The organism is Flagellimonas pacifica, from assembly GCF_900215465.1.
Lineage (GTDB): Bacteria > Bacteroidota > Bacteroidia > Flavobacteriales > Flavobacteriaceae > Flagellimonas > Flagellimonas pacifica.
The window spans coordinates 277,766-298,423 of record NZ_OBEH01000001.1 but is presented as its reverse complement, the minus strand read 5'-3'; the positions used below and the strand labels follow the sequence as shown (position 1 = coordinate 298,423).

18 protein-coding genes are annotated in these 20,658 nt (G+C 38.9%); 13 read left to right on the top strand and 5 right to left on the bottom strand.

The annotated features are described in order from the left end of the window. Positions 1–83 precede the first annotated feature (83 nt). From trmB to CRO15_RS01270, 7 genes are all read left to right on the top strand, one after another. On the top strand, positions 84–752 hold the full coding sequence (gene trmB / locus CRO15_RS01300) for a tRNA (guanosine(46)-N7)-methyltransferase TrmB (protein WP_097043920.1): 669 nt from the start codon (positions 84–86) through the stop codon (positions 750–752). Positions 753–755: 3 nt separating this feature from the next. Beyond that, positions 756–1,385, top strand: coding sequence for a LysE family transporter (locus CRO15_RS01295; RefSeq protein WP_097043919.1), 630 nt, complete (start codon positions 756–758; stop codon positions 1,383–1,385). A gap of 1 nt (position 1,386) precedes the next feature. Beyond that, on the top strand, positions 1,387–1,713 hold the full coding sequence (locus CRO15_RS01290) for an MGMT family protein (protein WP_097043918.1): 327 nt from the start codon (positions 1,387–1,389) through the stop codon (positions 1,711–1,713). A 232-nt stretch (positions 1,714–1,945) separates the two neighbouring features. Further along, positions 1,946–3,085: an Mrp/NBP35 family ATP-binding protein gene (locus CRO15_RS01285; RefSeq protein WP_097043917.1), complete on the top strand. Its 1,140-nt coding sequence runs from the start codon at positions 1,946–1,948 to the stop codon at positions 3,083–3,085. 2 nt (positions 3,086–3,087) lie between these two features. Next, positions 3,088–3,327, top strand: a complete 240-nt coding sequence (locus tag CRO15_RS01280) for a NifU family protein (protein WP_097043916.1) — start codon at positions 3,088–3,090, stop codon at positions 3,325–3,327. Between the two features lie 69 nt (positions 3,328–3,396). Beyond that, positions 3,397–4,455: an NAD(P)/FAD-dependent oxidoreductase gene (locus CRO15_RS01275; protein ID WP_097043915.1), complete on the top strand. Its 1,059-nt coding sequence runs from the start codon at positions 3,397–3,399 to the stop codon at positions 4,453–4,455. Positions 4,456–4,457: 2 nt separating this feature from the next. Then, positions 4,458–4,790, top strand: coding sequence for a 2Fe-2S iron-sulfur cluster-binding protein (locus CRO15_RS01270; RefSeq protein WP_097043914.1), 333 nt, complete (start codon positions 4,458–4,460; stop codon positions 4,788–4,790). On the opposite strand, the gene CRO15_RS01265 is transcribed toward CRO15_RS01270, so the two are convergent. After that, positions 4,787–6,523, bottom strand: coding sequence for an ABC transporter ATP-binding protein (locus CRO15_RS01265; protein ID WP_097043913.1), 1,737 nt, complete (start codon positions 6,521–6,523; stop codon positions 4,787–4,789). The two genes, CRO15_RS01270 and CRO15_RS01265, sit on opposite strands and share 4 nt — an antisense overlap. 132 nt (positions 6,524–6,655) lie before the next feature. Here CRO15_RS01265 and CRO15_RS01260 point away from each other — a divergent pair, with 132 nt between their 5' ends. From CRO15_RS01260 to CRO15_RS01250, 3 genes are all read left to right on the top strand, one after another. Continuing rightward, the gene (locus CRO15_RS01260; RefSeq protein WP_097043912.1) at positions 6,656–7,702 is read left to right on the top strand and encodes a TPM domain-containing protein; all 1,047 of its coding nucleotides are present in this window, start codon (positions 6,656–6,658) and stop codon (positions 7,700–7,702) included. A gap of 64 nt (positions 7,703–7,766) precedes the next feature. Further along, on the top strand, positions 7,767–7,976 hold the full coding sequence (locus CRO15_RS01255) for an alkylphosphonate utilization protein (protein WP_097043911.1): 210 nt from the start codon (positions 7,767–7,769) through the stop codon (positions 7,974–7,976). Positions 7,977–8,022: 46 nt separating this feature from the next. After that, complete coding sequence (locus CRO15_RS01250; RefSeq protein WP_097044805.1) at positions 8,023–10,185, top strand: acylase; 2,163 nt, start codon at positions 8,023–8,025, stop codon at positions 10,183–10,185. Between the two features lies 1 nt (position 10,186). Here the strand turns inward: CRO15_RS01250 and CRO15_RS01245 are convergent, their stop codons facing one another. From CRO15_RS01245 to CRO15_RS01235, 3 genes are all read right to left on the bottom strand, one after another. Beyond that, the gene (locus CRO15_RS01245) at positions 10,187–10,777 is read right to left on the bottom strand and encodes a hypothetical protein (RefSeq protein WP_133067188.1); all 591 of its coding nucleotides are present in this window, start codon (positions 10,775–10,777) and stop codon (positions 10,187–10,189) included. 15 nt (positions 10,778–10,792) lie between these two features. After that, positions 10,793–11,434, bottom strand: coding sequence for a hypothetical protein (locus CRO15_RS01240; protein ID WP_097044804.1), 642 nt, complete (start codon positions 11,432–11,434; stop codon positions 10,793–10,795). An 87-nt stretch (positions 11,435–11,521) separates the two neighbouring features. After that, entirely contained in the window at positions 11,522–12,418 is an 897-nt protein-coding gene (locus CRO15_RS01235; RefSeq protein WP_097043909.1) for a metallophosphoesterase, read from the bottom strand. A 114-nt stretch (positions 12,419–12,532) separates the two neighbouring features. On the opposite strand from CRO15_RS01235, the gene CRO15_RS01230 reads away from it, so the two are divergent. Further along, the gene (locus CRO15_RS01230) at positions 12,533–14,905 is read left to right on the top strand and encodes a GAF domain-containing protein (protein ID WP_097043908.1); all 2,373 of its coding nucleotides are present in this window, start codon (positions 12,533–12,535) and stop codon (positions 14,903–14,905) included. Here CRO15_RS01230 and CRO15_RS01225 read toward each other — a convergent pair whose 3' ends face one another. After that, positions 14,906–16,096, bottom strand: a complete 1,191-nt coding sequence (locus tag CRO15_RS01225; RefSeq protein ID WP_097043907.1) for a Pycsar system effector family protein — start codon at positions 16,094–16,096, stop codon at positions 14,906–14,908. 53 nt (positions 16,097–16,149) lie between these two features. Here CRO15_RS01225 and CRO15_RS01220 point away from each other — a divergent pair, with 53 nt between their 5' ends. Both CRO15_RS01220 and CRO15_RS01215 read left to right on the top strand, forming a co-directional pair. Further along, positions 16,150–19,863 (top strand): metallophosphoesterase, encoded by a 3,714-nt coding sequence (locus CRO15_RS01220; protein ID WP_097043906.1) that lies wholly within the window; start codon positions 16,150–16,152, stop codon positions 19,861–19,863. Positions 19,864–20,178: 315 nt separating this feature from the next. Further along, the gene (locus CRO15_RS01215) at positions 20,179–20,655 is read left to right on the top strand and encodes a VOC family protein (protein ID WP_097043905.1); all 477 of its coding nucleotides are present in this window, start codon (positions 20,179–20,181) and stop codon (positions 20,653–20,655) included. Positions 20,656–20,658: the final 3 nt, after the last annotated feature.

Sequence of the window (20,658 nt, the reverse complement as noted above, 5' to 3'; positions counted from 1 at the left end):
ACAAAAAAACAAAATCAGAATTGCCTTTGGATTTCCTTAGTTTTGCCAAAACATTAAATTTTTGCGCAACTCAAAATGCTTAAGTGGGAAGTAAGAACAAACTAAAACGATTTAAGGAGAATGAGACATTTTCCAATGTGGTTCAGCCAAAAAGAGAAGAAATTCTTGAGGGATTTCAACTCAAGGGAAAATGGAACGATTTTTTTAAGAATGACCACCCCATAGTTTTGGAACTGGGTTGTGGTAAGGGAGAATATACTGTTGGACTTGCACAACGAAACCCGAATAAAAACTACATTGGGATTGATATTAAAGGTGCACGATTTTGGCGTGGAGCTAAATCGGCTCAGGAAGAAGATTTGGGGAACGCAGCATTTTTACGGGCGCAGATTGAACTTGTTGATCTCCTTTTTGCTGAAAATGAAGTGGATGAAATCTGGATTACTTTCCCAGATCCGCAAATCAAGTACAAAAGAACCAAACACCGTATGACCAATCCTGTATTTCTAAAGAAATACCAACAAATCCTTAAACCGACGGGAGTAGTTCATTTAAAAACCGATAGTGAATTCATGCATGGTTATACCCTAGGGCTTTTACAAGGTCAGGGGAACGAAGTTTTGTACTCCAATCATGATGTATATAAAAATGCGGGAAGCCCACCAGAAGTTTTGGAAATACAAACTTTTTATGAAAATCAGTATCTTGACAAGGGAAAACCAATTACCTACATCCAGTTTAGGATAAACTAGCCAATGACGCACGTATTAATACTTTTCTTTGCTACTTTCTCGGCTGCATTCATGGCAACGGTACCTCCTGGGCTATTAAATATGAATGCTGCTAAAACCAGTGTTGAAAAAGGAAAGCTGAATGGGGTCATTTTTAGTTTAGGAGTATCTTCCATGATAATGGTTCAGGCGTATATAGCTGTCCTTATTTCTAAGTTTTTATATCGGAATCCTGAAGTAATTGACATTTTATTAAAGATTGCTTTGGTGGTTTTTGCCTTTTTTGCCGTTTATTTTTTTGTTGTGGCCAAAAGAAATAAAACTCAGAACTTCCAAGAAGTTGGGGTAAGCAAAAAGAATAGTTTTTTTAAAGGAGTATTGTTGGCTGCACTCAATTTGCTCACCATTCCCTATTATAGTGGGTTGAATGCCATGTGGAACGAGGCGGGCTGGATTAAATTTGAAGCTTGGGATATTACTACCTTTGTGTTGGCCGCCGGTACAGGAACATTTTCGGTGTTGTATCTCTACACATTTTATTTCAATAAGCTAGAGACCAAGACCAATCGATTTTCAAAAAACTCCAACTATATTTTAAGTGCTCTAATGTTGGTTCTGCTGGTAATCACCTTAATCCGTATTTTTTATAAATAATATGGAAGAACAAAATTTTTTCGAAAAGGTTTACGAAGTTGCCAAACTAATTCCTTTTGGTAGAGTAACCTCCTATGGTGCCATTGCCAAGTATTTGGGTGCGGCCCGTAGCGCTAGAATGGTAGGTTGGGCAATGAACAATTCCGCGGCAAAAGATGTGCCGGCACATAGGGTGGTAAATAGAGTGGGAGTACTTACTGGGAAACACCATTTTGATGGAACTAGTTTAATGCAACAACTTTTGGAGAATGAGGGCATTGAGGTGAAAGACAATCAAATTATTGATTTTAAAAAACACTTTTGGGACCCTGGGCAGGAATTGCTTTGAAATTTACCATAGCCTTCACTTAAATCTCAACAATGTAACAATCTATAAACCCAACTTCGTACGTCTTACCTCCATCCCTTTTCCCCTTTACCTTTATTCAATACACGCCAACTATTACCCTATACTATCACACCATCTTCATTTTCAATACCCAAACTTCTTAATATAACAACCAAGCCGTATCTTTGTAATTTAGAATAAGTTTAAACGACTGCAAACAAAAACAGGATTGATGAAGTTGAACAAAGCAGATATTCTTAAGGCATTAGAAGGTATTTCCGCTCCTGGAGAAGGCCAAAATATAGTGGAGAGCGGTGCGGTTACCAATATACAGGTATTTGGAGATGAAGTTGAAGTGGATGTGACCATAAAGAATCCAAGCCTACAAGCCAAAAAGAAAACCGAAGTGGAAATTTTAAAGATTATCCACAGAGAGGTTTATGAAAAAGCAAAAATAAAGGTTAACCTAAAGGTTGATGCACCTTCAAAGCCTAAGGTTAATCAAATAAAAGGGGACCCAATCCCCGGAATTCAAAATATTATTGCCGTTGCTTCTGGAAAAGGAGGCGTAGGGAAATCTACGGTAACAGCTAACTTGGCGGTTACCTTGGCAAAGATGGGTTTTAAAGTGGGTTTGTTGGACACGGATATCTATGGGCCATCTATGCCTATAATGTTTGATGTTGCCTTGGAAAAACCACTGTCGGTTAATGTTAATGGCAAGTCCAAGATGAAACCTGTGGAGAATTATGGAGTGAAGCTATTATCCATTGGATTTTTCACCCAGCCTAACCAAGCAGTGATTTGGAGAGGGCCCATGGCTTCCAAAGCACTCAATCAGATGATTTTTGATGCCCATTGGGGAGAATTGGACTTTCTGTTATTAGATTTGCCTCCGGGTACCGGAGATATTCATTTGAGCATAATGCAGTCACTTCCGGTAACAGGAGCTGTTGTGGTAAGTACCCCTCAAGAAATTGCTTTGGCAGATGCCAGAAAAGGAGTTGCCATGTTCCAACAAGAAGCCATTAGTGTCCCTGTTTTGGGAATAGTGGAGAACATGGCCTACTTTACGCCGGCAGAGCTGCCTAATAACAAATACCATATCTTTGGAAAAGATGGAGCCAAGAACTTGGCAAAAGATTTGGATACACCATTTTTGGGAGAAATTCCTCTGGTGCAGAGTATTCGCGAAGCGGGAGATGTAGGTAGGCCAGCGGCCATGCAAACTGCCACCCCTATTGAAGAGGCATTTGAGGAGTTGACTAAAAATGTGGTGCAGGAATTGGTAAGAAGAAATACTGATTTACCACCAACAGAAGCAATAAAGATTACAACAATGGCAGGTTGTGCTGCCGTTAAAAAGAAATGAGCATGACATCAGAAGAAATTAGAAGTAATGTTGAAAAAGCTTTGGATGAAATACGACCTTTTCTACAAAGTGACGGAGGCGATATTTCGTTGATTTCAATAGATAATGACAGCTCCGTTAAAGTAAGGCTTGAGGGTAATTGCATTGGCTGTAGCGTCAACCAGATGACCCTTAAAAGTGGTGTTGAAATGACCATTAAAAAATATGTTCCTCAGATTGAAGAGGTCATTAATGTGAGTTAGGCTGATAAAAGTCATAAATCCTTCCTATTACAAATCTTAAGTTGCGCGGATATCCAAATACGATTCTGAATGATTAAAACCGATATACTGATTATTGGAGCAGGCCCTACGGGTCTTTTTACTGTTTTTGAGGCAGGTCTTTTGCAGCTAAAATGCCATTTAATTGATGCTTTGCCACAACCTGGAGGGCAATGTGCAGAAATATATCCTAAGAAACCCATTTACGATATTCCAGGATTTCCGGAAGTCTTGGCTGGTGAACTGGTTGATAATTTAATGGAACAGATAAAGCCTTTCCAACCTGGTTTTACCTTGGGAGAACGAGCCGAAAGAATTGAGAAGTTGGAAGACGGCTCTTTTTTGGTCACTACCAACAAAGGAACCAAGCACAATGCCCCTATTATTGCCATTGCGGGCGGACTGGGTAGTTTTGAACCCAGAAAACCCATGTTGGATAATCTTTTCAAGTTTGAGGATAAGGGAGTGGCCTATATGATCAAGGAGCCTGAGGTTTATCGTGATAAAAAAGTATTGATAGCTGGCGGAGGTGATTCTGCTCTGGATTGGTCTATTTTCTTAGCTGACGTTGCTTCTGAGGTAACTTTAGTGCATCGCCGTAACGAATTTAGGGGAGCGTTGGATTCTGTAGAAAAAGTACAACAATTGAAGAACCAAGGAAAAATCAATTTGATTACTCCCGCGGAGGTGATTGACCTTCAGGGTGGAGAGAAGCTTGAAAAGATAATTGTTAGAAAAACAGATAATTCAGAAGAAATTGATCTAGATGTGGACAACTTTATCCCTCTTTTTGGACTTTCTCCTAAATTGGGCCCTATTTCTGATTGGGGATTGGAAATTGAGAAGAATGCCATAAAAGTGGACAATACCTTGGACTATCAAACCAATATTCCAGGGATTTATGCCATAGGTGATGTAAACACCTATCCAGGTAAACTTAAATTGATTCTATGTGGTTTCCATGAAGCTACATTAATGTGCCAAAGTGCTTATCAACGTATTTTTCCAGATAAAAAATATGTAATGAAATATACTACTGTTGGTGGCGTTACTGGATTTGATGGAAGTAAAAAAGAGGCTCCAAAGGCTGTGGTGAAAAGTATTGAATAAGAATGTCAGATATAAAGATAAAAATAACCGACCGTGATGGGGTATTGCACGAAGTAGATGCTCCAACTGATATGAACATGAACCTTATGGAAGTGGTTCGTTCTTATGAATTAGCTCCTGAGGGAACTATTGGAATTTGTGGTGGAATGGCCATGTGCGCTTCATGTCAATGTTATGTGAAATCGGAACACCAACTTCCAGAAAAGTCGGATGATGAGGAAGCTATGCTAGCTGAAGCTTTTTTCGTAGAGGATAATAGCAGACTAGGCTGTCAAATCCATATGACCGATGATTTAGATGGTCTGGAAGTGCAATTGGCTCCGGAAGAAGCTTAAATTCTGGCCTGGTACGTAAACAGATTGTAATACCTTCCTTCGGAAGCTATCAACTCATCATGTGTGCCATGTTCGGCAATCCTACCATTTTCAATTACTAAGATTTGGTCCGCTTTTCGGATAGTACTCAATCGGTGGGCAATGACAAAAGTTGTCCTTCCTTTGGTAAGTTCTGCCAAACTTTTTTGAATCAAAGCTTCGGATTCCGTATCCAAATTGGATGTAGCCTCGTCCAAAATCAATATCCTTGGGTCGGCCAAAACCGCTCTGGCAATGGCAATGCGTTGACGTTGCCCTCCTGATAATTTCACACCTCTTTCCCCTATCAAGGTGTCCAACCCTTCATCAAATCGGTTGGTAAATTCATCCACATAAGCTGCTTTTACAGCTTTTTGCAACCGCTCTTCTGAGGCATTGGGCCTCGGAAAGAGAATATTTTCTTTTATAGTGCCCTCAAACAAAAAATCATCTTGTAAAACCACACCCAAATATTGCCTAAAACTGTTCAACTCAACTTTGGACAGATCTTTCCCATCAATGGTAATGGTGCCTGAATCTGGGGTCAAAAAGCTGGCGGCAAGCCCTGCAATTGTCGATTTTCCTGAACCTGAACTGCCCACCAAAGCAATCACTTGCCCCGATTTTACCTTAAAGCTAATGTTGTGCAGCACCTCTTTGTCCTCCTCATAGGCAAAAGAAACGTTATTGAAATTCATATTCCCATGAATTGAGTCCAATGTAATGGTTCGTTCAGCTTCATCAGCCTCGGGAACCATGTTCATCAATTCCTCGGTTCGGTCCAGACCGGCCATGGCCTCGGTCAGTTGGCTTCCAATATTGCTCATTTGCACAATGGGGGCTATCATCATACCAAGTAACACGGTAAATTCCACAAATTCACCTACGCTAAGATCTCCTTGAATGATCATATAACCACCAAACCCCATAACACTTGTGGTGGCAACCCCAAGTAAAAAAGTGGAAGAACTGGTCATAAATGCAGTGGTGGTCAAGCTCTTCTTTACCTTCTGGTACAAGCGATCCACTCCGGCCTCAAAAACTTCGTGTTCTTGTTTTTCCGCATTAAACCCCTTGATTACACGAACACCTCCCAAAGTTTCAGTCAACCTTCCTTTTACTTCAGCATTGATCTTGCCTCGTTCCCTAAAAATGGGTCGGATAATTTTAAAAGCCTTTAGGGCGATTAAACCAAATATGATCAAAGGAATAAAAGTAAAAAGTGTCATAAAAACGTCGATATCCAATAAAAGAATCAACGAAACTACGGCTGTGATCACACCTCCTACCAATTGAACCAGACCGGTTCCTACTAGATTTCTAACTCCTTCCACATCGGTCATGATTCTAGATACCAAGGCACCTGATTTAGAATTGTCAAAAAAACGAATAGGTAGTGAGAGTACGTGTTTTTGAACTTTTGCTCTAAGCTCTGAAATCAAAAATTGAGCCTGGACACTCAATATTCTTGTTAACAAAAACGAAGTGACCGATTGAACTAAAATGGCCAACATTACCCCGGCGACCAGATATTTGAGCATAGTCACATCTTTTTTGACGATAATATCATCAATAAGGTATTTGGATGCAATTGGGGCAACAAAACCTGCTGCTTTGCTAACAGCAATTAATAACAAACCAATAAACACCAATTTTCTTTTGGGCCAGATAATGGTCTTGAATGCTGTTAGGATACTTACTTTTTTCTCTGACATGAAGAATTTTAAAAGAAGGTACAAGTTAGTTGAAATTATACTGACGTGAAACCATTGTGGCAGGCACAATGGAGGTGTAATAAAATCCGTCTAACATATTGTATATTTAGATGTTTAGGTATGCATAGTATTATGAGAAAAAGCTTTCTTGTTGTTTTTCTGATTTTATCTTCTTTCATAACTCTTGGTCAGCAACGCTATTTGGAATTAAGAGAAATTGTTACCGACAGTGCTCTTGTTTTTTCAACCCAAGAGCTGGATGGGCTAAAAGCCAAACTCACCCGGTTTGAAAGCGAAACCACCAACCAACTGGTGATTTTAACGATTGACGCTTTGGGAAATGAGACCATTGAGGAATATGCAAACGGGACATTTAATCAAAATAGATTGGGGCAAAAAGAAAAAGATAATGGCATACTGATTCTTTTTGCCAAGAACGATAGGGAAGTTAGGATTGAAGTGGGTTACGGTTTGGAACCCTATATTACTGATGCCGTTGCCTCTGGAATTATTAGAAACACCATGATTCCCGAGTTTAAGGAAGAGTATTATTTTAAGGGACTGGATTTAGCTACTGACCAGCTCATCAAATTTTTGAACAACCCTGAAGCTCTTGAAGAATTTAAAGAAGAGCTAGAATCTGAAAATGAGATGGGTTGGGGATTAAGGGTTTTTATGAGTTTTTTCTTTCTAATTTTTATTGTTGCCGGGGGTTTTATTTTTTACCGGACATACTCGGGTATTGTGGAAGCATTTAGAGGAATGCTGATTGGCAAACTTGGTGTTTTGCGAGGCCTTTTTATGGTGGTTTTTGGAGTCATTCCAGTTATCTTTTCATTGGCTTTTATTTTAATGCCTTTGTTATTTGCCGCGGAAGTGTTTGATTTTGGAATAGACATAGAAAATTTGGGATACTTGTTGGAAGACTCGTCATGGATTTATGTGCTTGTTGGTGGATTTTTTGGTTTTACCATATTGTTGGCTTCAGTAAAGATTTTGATAAAAGGTAAGGATGGTTTCAAGCTGTCATTATTGAAAAGCGATAGTAAATATATAAGTAAAACCTTCTCGTCCTCTGGTAGCCACTCCTTTGGTTCTAGTTCTTCTGGTAGCAGTTCCAGTAGTTTTTCTGGTGGTGGAGGCAGTTCGGGAGGTGGAGGCGCAAGCGGTAGTTGGTGACAGGCCCATATTCAATTAGTAATTCAATGGCTTTTGCTGTACATTAACAGTCTAAAATAAACCTATGGATACCAAAGACAGCAATGGTAACATTCTTGAGGATGGAGATAATGTACATGTGACTAAAGATTTAAAGATCAAAGGCATGTCCAAAACCCTTAAAAGAGGAAACATAATAAAAAATATACGCTTGACTGGAAGCCCGCAGGAAGTTGAATGTCGTGTTGGAAAAGCACAAATTGTTCTGAAGACCCAGTTTTTGAAAAAAGCATAAGGAAATGTAAGTTCCAGCGCTGTTGAGAATTAAAAAACTAAAACCAATGAGAATTTTATCATTGCTAGGATTGTTGATACTAGTTGGGTGTGGGGAGAAGCCACAGACCGAAGTTGAACAATGGAAGGCCCAAGCAGAAAGCGTCACCATTATACGAGATGATTTTGGCGTACCCCATATTTATGGCAAAACAGATGCTGATGCAGTTTTTGGATTGTTATATGCGCAATGTGAAGATGATTTTAACCGTGTGGAACAAAATTACATTTGGGCAACAGGTAGGTTGGCCGAAGTAGAGGGAGAAGATGCCATTTATAGTGATTTACGTGCTAATTTGTTCATGACAAAGGAAGAAGCCATTGGCAATTATGAAAAAAGCCCTGACTGGTTGAAAGAACTTTGCGATGCTTTTGCCGATGGAATCAACTATTATTTACATACCCACCCCGAAGTTAAACCCAAACTTTTGACCAGATTTGAACCATGGATGCCCATGTATTTTAGTGAAGGGAGTATAGGTGGGGATATTGAAAGAATTTCAATCAGAAAAATCAAGGCATTTTATGAAAGTGGTATGGAGCTTCCAGAAATGGAGCAGTTTCAAATTAAAAAAGAAAAGGAAATGGCCGAGCCTCAAGGCTCTAACGGAATTGCCATATCGGGAGACTTAACCGAATCGGGCAATGCAATGTTATTGATTAATCCTCACACCTCTTTTTATTTTAGAGGTGAGGTGCATGTGGTTAGTGAAGAGGGACTAAATGCATACGGAGCGGTTACTTGGGGTCAGTTTTTTGTATATCAGGGCTTCAATGAGAATACAGGATGGATGCATACATCTACCTATACTGATGTGATGGATGAATTTAAGGAAACAATTGTTAAGAATGACAGCAGCCTTTTTTATCAATATGGAGAGGAACTGCGGCCGGTTGAAACATCAGAGATTACATTAAAATATAAAACGGGAGATGAGCTAAAAGAGAAAAAATTTCCATTGCATCGTACTCATCACGGGCCCATTACCCATGCGGTAGATGGTCAATGGACTGCTTCGGGTATGATGTGGGAACCGGTCAAAGCCTTAGAACAATCTTACATTCGAACAAAACAAGATGGATACACGGGATTTCGGGAAATGATGGATATCCGAACTAATTCCTCCAACAATACCGTTTATGCTGACAGTGAAGGTAATATTGCCTATTTCCACGGGAACTTTATCCCTAAAAGGGATACTATTTTTGATTATTCAAGTCCTGTTGATGGCAATAACCCCAAAACCGATTGGCAAGGATTGCACACTGTTGATGAAAACATTTTGGTGCTGAATCCTGAAAATGGATGGATTCAAAATTGTAATTCAACACCTTACACCTCAGCTTTGGAGTTCAGTCCCAACCGAAATGATTATCCCAAATATATGTCCCGTGATCAGGAAAACTTTCGAGGAATCCATGCTATTGAGTTGTTGACCAATCAAAGTGGGTATACCTTGGATAGTTTGATTCAACTGGCCCATGATACTTATTTGCCAGCTTTTGAGGCGTTGATTCCAGGATTGATAGAGGCGTATGACAAGAATCCAATCTCAAAGCTCAAAGAACCGATTGAGGTTTTACGAAAATGGGATTTTAGAACATCCAAAGAATCCTTGGCAATGACCTTGGCCCATTATTATGGAACAGAGTGTTATCGACAAGCTAACAGACCAGATGGATTGTATAGTATGCAATTGGTGGAATATTGGGGTGACGAATCGCCAGATTCGGAAAAATTGGCTTTGTTTCAAGAAACCGTATATCGGCTAAAGCAGGATTTTGGAACATGGCAAATGCCCTGGGGAGAGGTAAATCGTTACCAAAGGTTGAATGGAGATATCCGTCAAGCTTTTGACGATACCAAACCCAGTATGCCCATTGGTTTTGCCAGTGGACGATGGGGTGCGTTGGCTGCCTATGGAGCTAGGTATGATAATGGAACAAAAAAAATCTACGGTACACGAGGGAATAGTTTTGTAGCAGTAGTGGAATTTGGCGATAAGGTCAAAGCCAAGACCATTTTAGCCGGGGGGCAAAGTGGAAACCCAGATTCTCCTCATTTTGATGACCAAATTCAAATGTATGCTGATATACAATGGAAAGATGCTGCTTATTATAAGGAGGATGTTTTAGAAAGAGCAGTTAAGACGTATAAGCCTGGGGAGTGATTCAGTTTAACAGTGACCAATGGACAAAAGTATCAAAGGAGTTAGAAATGATTAGATTATTACTGGAGCTAGATTTTTTGTTTAGGACGAATCTCATTTTAACCGGAACTTCTCCTTCTATACAGGGGGCAACAAATGATAAATAGCTATTTGGTGAAATTTTTCTAGAACTGAAGAAGCTGTTCCCACAAATAGGGCGTCTAGCCTTTTTTGAGCTTTTCAAACTTGTCCATTTTCCGGAGTGAAAGACCTGTCTAGTGATTAAAACAGCACCATCCATTCCTTGCAATACAACAGGGTCATTAGTATTGTTTATCAAATAAATACAATAGCCTTTGGAAACACCTTTTCTATATAAGTTGCTATATTTTGGTAAATCTTTTATTTCATCTCTTAAGACAATTAGCTGAAGAACTTCATTTTTCAATTTCTCATTCAAATAAAGATTATCTTCAAGAAAAGAAAAATCCCGAGAAATTTCTTTTACAGAGGAATACTGATTAAAACTATTAAAAGGGATACATTCTTTTAGTTGAGAGTAAGTGGACAATGAAACAAAACAAATAAATGCTGTTGAAAGCTTGTATTTCACAATATTCAGCATCAACTATTCCTTCTCTTTTACCACTATTAAGCTGGCCTTGGAACCTGTGGAAAGGTTCCAACGGTTGTTATGGATAATATTCCCCTTATCATCCGCTACTACAACTTGTGCAGTGTTGGGTCCTGAGGAACCTTGGTTCAGTGCTTCAAAATCAAGTCGGTTAAACCCCTGAACTAAATCAATGTTAATACCTCTAAAAGAACCTGAAAGGAGCATGTTGTGTTCAATAATTTCTCCATTAAGATATATTTTTACACGATCGCCATCTACATACTCATGATCCCTACATACTATTCCAATAAATTTGGCTGTAGTTTTAACATCGCCCAAATATTGATCACCGTGGTGCTTTTTAGAACCTTTTTTTTCTTTTTCCCCAACCTTGGGATCAATAACTAAATCATGACCGGCTTGCACTAGCTTTTTATCAGGTAACATTTTAATGTTGGGAGTATTGTTTTTGGAGGTCAAATTTTCACTAATAACCGATGGTATACGTAGCGAGGTACCTTGATTACTGGATTTAATATCCAAATTGTTGCGTTCCCCAACTTTGAGTGGACGAGTGGTTGGAATGTCTCCTTGAGCTTGTAAAGTTGTAAGCCCGAAGACAAAACCGGATAGCAAAAGAACAAGAGTTTTCATAGCAACTTGGTCGATACGTTGTTCTAAAGTTAACAAATACCTTGCCATCTGCATGATAAAGAGACGTTAAATCGATGATTTACATTGCTAGGAATCTATGTAATCGGATAATTTTTCCGGCCCTTCCAATAGAACCCTTACAATTTGAAGCGTACCATCAGGTTTGGTATCAATATGCCATTTAATCAAGGAAATTTCACCATTTTCAATCTCAATTCCGGTGATACTCCTTGGATGGACACAGCTACCATCATTAAAAAATGGAATCTGCCCTGGTTCCGGAAACCTGGGCCTATGCGTATGTCCTGCAATTGTAATTCTAAGATTGTTCTTCAGAATCCAACGTTTGATACGTTTTTCAATCCGGATGAGCTCTTTATAATTTTTTGCAGGACTGGTAGGGTCGGCTATCCCAACAACTTGTAAAGGTTTCCAAAGAACTCTCACTAAAAACCTTCCAATTCGCCAGCAAACATAGTTCCACCAATCGGCTTGGTGGCCATGGGTACAGAACAGTTCTTGTTGAGTTTCCCGATGTTTCAGGATTATTGCCTCATGATAGGTTATTCCCTCAAAAAGTTCTTTATCTGTATCTTCTATGGGTTCAAAATAACTCGATAGATGTTTATCAACATAAGGTTTATGTCGATAGACCATATCATGATTTCCCCATACCATGTGCAGTCGGTTTTCCAAATGATATTGCCTTAGTAATTGGTAGACGTTTTTATGGGCCTCAAAAATGGATTCAAAACTGAGGTTTTCCCAAAGTTCATCCCCATCACCAAGCTCACAATATTGAAAACCTTCGCGATAATAGTGGTTTAATGCATGGAAGTAAATATTCCGATTATTGGCAAAATCATCTGCAAAACTGTTATCTCCTCTATGGCAGTCACTAAATAAGATAAACTTGGAAGAACCATCAAAAGGGATGATTTTCGCATTCTGATAAGCCCGATCTAACCTAAAATTGGAGGACATGGAACAAATTTCATTAAATATCCAAAAAAAGCCGACAAATCCATAAGGAATCCCTTAACAACCTTGCATTTTTTCTTTTTGTAACTTTACCTGCTAAACCTCGACTTATATTGTATGGAGCAAAATTACCAGACAGAGAGCCCCATGTTGCATCTGGTTAGTTTCAACAAATTGATGCAACACTACGATGAGCAACTGAAAAGCAAGGATAAATATTTGGCTGCAAGGGCTAAATATGTACTTGATGCGCAAGCTCCATTTCCAGAGTTGAGGAAAGGGTTTAGTGATATTGGGCTGTTGAACAAGCATAAAGATGTAATCAGTACTATCCTATCCGATACATTTTCACCGGTACTTACCAAGAATGAGATTAAAACGGCATCTGTCCCGTATGAGAATTTGTTTTTTAATTCTTCTGAGCGTTTCCAGAGTATTTTAGCCGATGCTGGGGATGGGTTTGAACTCCAAATCCGGAATATGCCCACAAATGTGGATTATATTATGCGGTGTACGGTGGTACTAAGTTTTTATTATGGTTTTAAACTGGATTTTAAGAGGCCGTTGTTTTATGATATACCCGATGCCAATGGGGTAATGCGGCATTATAGAATACTCTACAATGCAGATTTTATGGAGATAGTTCCTACGGAAAAGGCAAAGGAACTTTCGCAAGCTGATGTGGATGAACTACTGGAGAATTTTGACAATGTAGAGCTATGGAAAGAGAAAATTCCGCCAAACAGTTTTATTTCCAAAGGATTCGTGATTTCCAATATGTTCGATGTTACCGCTGAACATTCTATTTCTGAAATAAAATCTACACTTATTGGAAGTAACAAGAGGGCAAATGAAGATTTCATGGATGGTTTTCAAGAAACCTTTAGGTCCTTGTTCAATTTAAGAAAGATAAATGTTGGTTTTGCAGGATATGATTCAAATACCAATAGATTCCTTAAAATTTATGGTAAGGGAATAGAAAGTTACATCCTTAAAGGAAAAGACATGGAGTCTTGTGATCAAATGTTATGTAGCTATTCCCATGAAAAACTGTTTAAGGAGAACACTTATTTTGCAATCTCTAATGTAGAGAAGTACTTTAAAAGATCAAATGGGGAGCAGCCCTATAAAAACCTTCATGAACAGGGAATAAAAAGTGCCATACTGGCCCCAATAGCCAGCGATGGCAATTTGTTGGGTGTTTTAGAGTTGGTGTCAACCACGGTAAACGAACTAAACAGCATCAACGCAAACAAGTTAGAAGATGTCATGCCCTTCATCATTTCAGCTGTGCTTCGATCTATTGAAGAAGAGGAGAATTTAATTGATGCTATTATACAGCACGAGTGTACCACGGTTCATTCATCGGTGTATTGGAAGTTTCAGGAAGAGGCAAAACGTTTTATGGCCGATGAGCTTGAAGGAAACCAACCGGTTTTTAAGGAAATAGTCTTTAAAGATGTTTATCCGCTTTATGGTCAAATTGATATCAAGGAATCATCCAAGCATAGAAACCTATCTATTCAGCGAGATTTAATGATCCAGCTTTCGGAGATTAACGGAGTTTTGACCGAAGCCTTCAAAAAGTTCAAATTACCTATTTACGAAGAACTTATGTTTAGGGTGGATACTTATCTTGAAGAGGTTAAAGAAGCATTGTATACCCATACAGAGCAGGCAGTATTTGATTTTGTGAAAGAGGAAATAGCGCCGGTTTTTAAACACTTAATACAAGAAGACAAGGAACTCAAGGCTTTGGTTGAGAATTATGAATCTCAAATAGACGAAGGAACGGAATCATATTATGACCATCGTCGAAATTATGACAATAGTGTAATGGAGTCCAACATGCAGCTTGCTGCGTTATTGGATAAAAAGCAAGTGGAGGCCCAAGAAATGTTTCCCCACTATTTTGAGCGCTATAAAACTGATGGGGTAGAGCACAACATGTATATTGGAAGCTCTATTGCCAATGATAGAAATTTTAGTGAACTGTACTTGAGCAACCTTCGGCTATGGCAATTACAGGTAATGTGTGATATGGAAAATAAGTACTATGCACTAAAGCCGAAATTGCCGGTAAAATTAGATGTCGCTTCCCTCATTTTAGTGTACAGTACTTCTTTGGCCATTCGTTTTAGAATGGATGAAAAGCGATTTGATGTGGACGGGACCTATAATGCCAGATACGAGATTATCAAGAAGCGCATTGATAAGTCCTACATTAAAGGGACCAACGAAAGATTGACCCAAAAAGGAAAGCTTTCCATTGTGTACAGTCAGCGCAAGGATGAGAGAGAATATATGCGCTATATCAAGTTCCTAAAGGCAAAAGGCTATTTTACCAATAATATTGAAGTTGTGGAGCTAGAAGGATTGCAAGGAGTAACTGGGTTAAAAGCTATAAGGGCAGAAATTCTATATACCAAGGATACAAAATCTGAACGTACTTATACGTATCAAGACTTAATGGAAGAGCTAAAATCTTAGCTATAACCTATCCGCTCCGCCTAAAAAGTGGAACGATATGGCGAAGGCTATTACCGATATCACAATTCCAATTATAAATATGGTATAGGTCAACCGAAGAATCTTATATTTTCTATTTAATACTAACCCTAAGAAGTAAAGGTCTTTTGTTAGGGAAGAATAAATATATTGATTGTCCTTTACTAATTCTTGAATGGCCCACTCGTAATCGCCGAGGCTCATTTTATGGAAATTGCCAAAGAACAAAAGATTAACTTTCTTGTTTTCTACATCTTGTTTGGTAAACTGTCCACTAGTTACGTTGGGCCTCGTGGCCAATACTGCCAAAACCATTGAAACCACACTAAAAGTGATAAAAATTGATGTGGGCCAAATTAGGTAGGCATTAGATGGGTTGTCCAGTTTGGGAATAAGGTTTGACAACGCCACCGATATAATAATGGCATTTACAGAAAGTAATATGTTAGCCTTGGTATCGGCAATGTCACTGAGAGTCAAGTGGTTTTTTAAGGTAACCCGGAATAAGGTTTGGATGCCTCTATCAGGACTCTCACTTTTGTATTTGGCCTTTAAAGCTTCTTTTTTGGCAATTTCTTTCTCTGTTTTTTTCTCTTTGACCAATTGTTTCAGATTACGCTCTTTACCTTCTTCCCAGTTTTCCTTGGCATAATCCGTGTAAAATTCATGCTCATTCCGGAACATTTTAATATTTGCATCTCTCCATTCCTTGTTGGAGTATTTGGCAATATCAAGCAGTTCCAGTTCTTCCTTCAAAAAATCAGTGGTTTCCCAATAGCTCTTTTGCGCAAAATGGGAAGCATCCGCATCACGGATTATTTGTTGGCTTAGATTTTCAGGCTTGTGGTACCGTTCCGTAGCCATAATATTGGCGCTTATATCTTCAATGTCCTTGGAATCATAATTGTTTTCTTTCAGAAAATTGACTGCTATGTTACAACTGGCCTCCTCATGGTTTTGTACTCCTTTGGTGTAGCCTGTATCATGGAACCAGGCCGACAGCAAGAGCTTTTCATCTTCTGCGGCATCAAGCTTATAGAAATTGAGTAATTCTTTAGTACTTTTAACCACACGCTGGGTATGTCGCAAATTGTGGTATAAGAACTTTGGATTCAACTCATTTTCCAAAAGTTCAGAGACAAAATGTTCAGCTTTTTCAACAATTTCCGACATAACAGTACTTTGAATTCTCCAAAATACAAAATTTTGGAATCAACCTCAGAGATATGAAAAAACATTACTTAGTTACTCTTTTATTGGCCTTGGCCACAGGATGTGCTACCTACGAAGCAAAATATGCAGTACCCGTCAAAAAAACAGATATTTCTTCCGATAAAGAAGTTGAACACACCTTTTATTTGATTGGGGATGCAGGGAAGTCGCCAGTTGGAGATATGAACCCCACTCTTAAACAATTTAAAGGGCGATTAGAGAAAGCTGACAAGAACAGCACTGTTCTTTTTTTAGGGGATAATATTTATCCTGCAGGTTTTCCTGACAAAAAGATTGACCCTTCGGGTCATGAGCTGGCAAAAAACCATTTGGATGCCCAATTGGGTACTGTTGATGATTTTAAAGGGAAAACGATTTTTATTCCTGGTAATCATGATTGGTACAGCAATGGGCTTAAAGGGTTGGAACGCCAGGAAAAATATGTGCAAAAGGCATTGGACAGCAAAAAAGTATTTCTGCCAGATAATGGATGTCCCATTGAAAAAATAGAGGTGAGCGATAATATCCTGGTAATTGCAATCGATACGGAATGGTACTTGACCAATTGGGACAAACATCCCACCATGAACGATGATTGCGAGATCAAGTCCCGCACAAGGTTTTTTGAAGAACTGGAAAGTTTGATCAAAAAAAATGTGGACAAAACTACAATTATTGCCATGCACCATCCCATGTTTACCTATGGATCCCATGGCGGATATTTTTCGTTTAAACAGCACATGAACCCCAGCGGTGGGAACTTCCCTTTTCCGGTTTTTGGTTCGCTGGCAAATTTGTTGCGAAAAACATCAGGAGCTTCCATTACGGACGTGTATAACAAAATGTACAATCATTTAAGAAAAAGGATAATCACCCTTTCTCAGTATTCTGATAAGGTAGTTTTTGTTTCTGGACATGAACACACCTTACAATATATTGTAGAAAATGGGATTCCGCAGATCGTGAGTGGCTCTGGAGCGAAAAAGGGGGCAACCCGACTTCTAAATGGGAGTAAGTTTTCAACCGGAAAAACAGGATATGCCGTTTTAAAGGTGTACACTGATGGTTCCTCTAAAGTAGATTTTTATGGGGCGGATGCAGGTCAGGAAGAATCCTTGTTCCAAACCCAAGTGCTAACACCGAATGTTTCAACAAAAAAGGCATCTTATGATGATAAATTTCCTGCATATAAAGAAGCATCTATCTATACCGATGAGGAAATTGATAAAAGCGGATTCCATAAATGGCTTTGGGGTGAGCGCTATAGAGAATATTATGCTACAAAGATAAAAGCACCTACCGTATTATTGGATACCCTTTACGGTGGACTTTCAGTGGTGAGAAAAGGCGGAGGAAACCAATCCAACTCATTACGCTTAATGGACAAGGAGGGCAAACAATATGTAATGCGCGACTTACGTAAAAGTGTAGAACGCTATTTGCAGGCCATGGCTTTCCAAGAAAGATTCGTTATTGGGCAATTTGATGACACTTATACGGAAAAACTACTTATGGACTTGTACACAGGTGCTCACCCGTATGCTCCTTTTACCGTAGGTGAACTTTCAGATGCAGTGGAACTCTATCATACCAATCCAAAACTTTTTTACGTACCCAAACAATCTGTGCTGGGGAGTTTTAATACCGATTTTGGTGAGGGATTGTACATGATTGAGGAGCATGTTTCCGATGGACATTCTGATTTGGAAAGCTTTGGAAAAACCAAAAAGATTGAAAGCACTTATGATTTTATCCAAAAGCTAAGAAAAGACGAAGCATATGCTTTGGATGGCGAAACTTATGCAAGGGCTAGATTGTTCGATATATTGATTGGTGATTGGGACCGACATGTAGATCAGTGGCGTTGGGCTGAATTTAAAGGAGATGATGGCAAAAAAGTATATAAACCCATACCAAGAGATAGAGACCAAGCCTATTCACGTTGGGGAGACGGTTTTATCTTGGAATTAGGTTCTCGTGCCGTGCCTGCCCTACGCATTTTTGAAGGCTTTCACGAAGAAATAAGAAGTGTGAAAGGATTTACTTCCTCTCCTAGGACTTTTGCCTTGGATATGGCTTTGTTATCAGAAGTAGATATGGATGTTTGGGTCGCACAAGCAAAATTTATTCAACAACATATTACGGAGGCAGTAATTGATAAAGCCTTTTTGAATTTTCCGGAGGAAGTGCGGGATGAAACCATTACCAAAATCAAAAAGACACTTTTGGCGAGGAAAAGAAACTTAGTGGATACAGCTAGGGAATATTTTGGCGTAATTAATAAGTACAGTGTGGTGACCGGTACTGATAAAGATGATTACTTCAACATAACTTCAACTCAAACCGGAGACTTGGAAGTAAGGGGATATCGTATAAAAGATGGAGAGAATAAAGATATGTTCTTCAAAAAGACCTACCATCCCCAGTTCACAAAAGAAGTTTGGGTATATGGCCTTGATGATGATGATGTTTTTGATGTAAATACTCCCAATTCAAAAATTAAAGTGCGCATTGTTGGTGGGCAAAATAACGACGTCTATAAAATAAGGGAGAAGTCAAAAAAAGTACATACCTATGATTTTAAAGCTAAAAAGAACACTTATGATGAAGCATTTGGCGGAAAAGTGCATAGTATCAATGATTATGACACCAACACCTACGATTTTTTAAAAATCAAGGCTAGCAACAACCAATTTCTGCCTACCATAGGGTCTAATCCAGATGATGGGTTTAGAATAGGATTTACGGACACCTATATTGTCAATGGTTTTAGGCAAAATCCGTTTACGCAACGTCACATTTTTAATGCAACCTACTATTTTGCCACCAACGGTTTTGATTTGGGGTACAATGGAGAGTTTGCCAATATTTTTGAAGGGGTGAATCTGGAGTTGGACGCTAGATTTACCAGCCCAAATTTTGCTATCAACTTTTTTGGATTTGGCAACGAGACGGATAATGATGAGGATGATGAACCTTTGGGCCTCGATTATAATAGGGTGAAATTACAGACCATAAAGATTGCACCATCTTTGGTTTGGCGAGGATATTTGGGTTCTAAGGTAAGGTTGGGGGTTTCCTATGAAGATATTGAGGTTGAAGAGACCGAAGACCGATTCATTAACCAGTTTTATGTGCAAAATGGTGAAGAGAATGAACAAAGTTTCTTTGGTGTAGATGCCGAGTACAGCTATTTCAACACAGATAATGCGGCTTTCCCTACCATGGGAATGAGTTTTTCGTTGCAAGGAGGGTATAAAATGAATCTGGACGATTCCAACAGAGCATTTGGGTATATTATCCCAAGCCTTTCTATAGATCACAAGTTATGTTCCAATGGGAAACTGGTTTTGGCCACTAAAGTTAAAGGTCATATAAACATTGGTGATGATTTTGAGTTTTACCAAGGAGCCAATATTGGGGCCAACAATGGATTAAGAGGGTTCAGGTTTGAGCGCTTTACCGGAAAATCAGCTTTTTACCAAAACACTGACCTTAGATTAAGCTTTAGAAATAGGCAGACAGGATTGTTGCCGGTCACACCCGGCATTTATGGGGGATTTGATTATGGAAGGGTTTGGTTTCCGGGGGAAGACTCTGATAAATGGCACAACTCCTATGGAGGGGGTTTCTTTTTGAATGGGGCCGACCTCTTATCAGCTAACTTTGGATTGTTTAACAGCTCGGATGGAATGCGATTTGCCTTTGGGGTTGGATTTGGTTTTTAGCTCGGAAAAGAGGGCCATTTTTGACGTGGATTCAAATGTTATGTGAAATGAAGTCATATAACAATCCATAACGGACATCTATCAATTTGCACTAGATTTTTAAGTAGATTTTCCCGAACTTCACTTATCGGGCGATATAGCTCATTAAAACGAGCGATATCTTAAACGTTAGCGGCAAGCAGTGGCTCTGATGAGAACGATTATCCATGGTTTTATATCACATTGTAGTAAAAAAAATAAGTTTGTTGTCCTATTTCCATGTTCTCAATCATTATGAATTAAACGTTTATTATTTATTCATTAAAAACAGAAGACATGAAAAGAACAATTTTGAATTTATTTTTCACAATGCTTGCATTCAGCAATGTGAATGGAATGGAACATCATGATTATGATGCAACCATCGACCAAAGTAAAAAACAAACGAAAAGTTATATTTCTATTTTTGAGATTCCGGCAACGGACATAAAACGCGCAATAAACTTTTATGAAGCCATTCTGGATATCGATATTGAGCACATGGCGTTTCCAGGAATGGAAATGGGTTTATTACCATTTGAAAACCAACAGGTTATTGGTGTTATTATGAAAGGAGAAGGTTACGAACCTTCAGCTAAAGGGGTAACCCTATATCTTAATGGAGGAGACGACTTGCAGGTAATTCTTGAAAAGGTGGAACAAAACGGAGGAAGCATTCTTGTTCCCAAAACACCCCATGCCGATGAAAGCGGTTTTTTTGCATTATTCATCGATTCGGAAGGGAATAAAATGGGACTGCATTCACCAAATTAAATT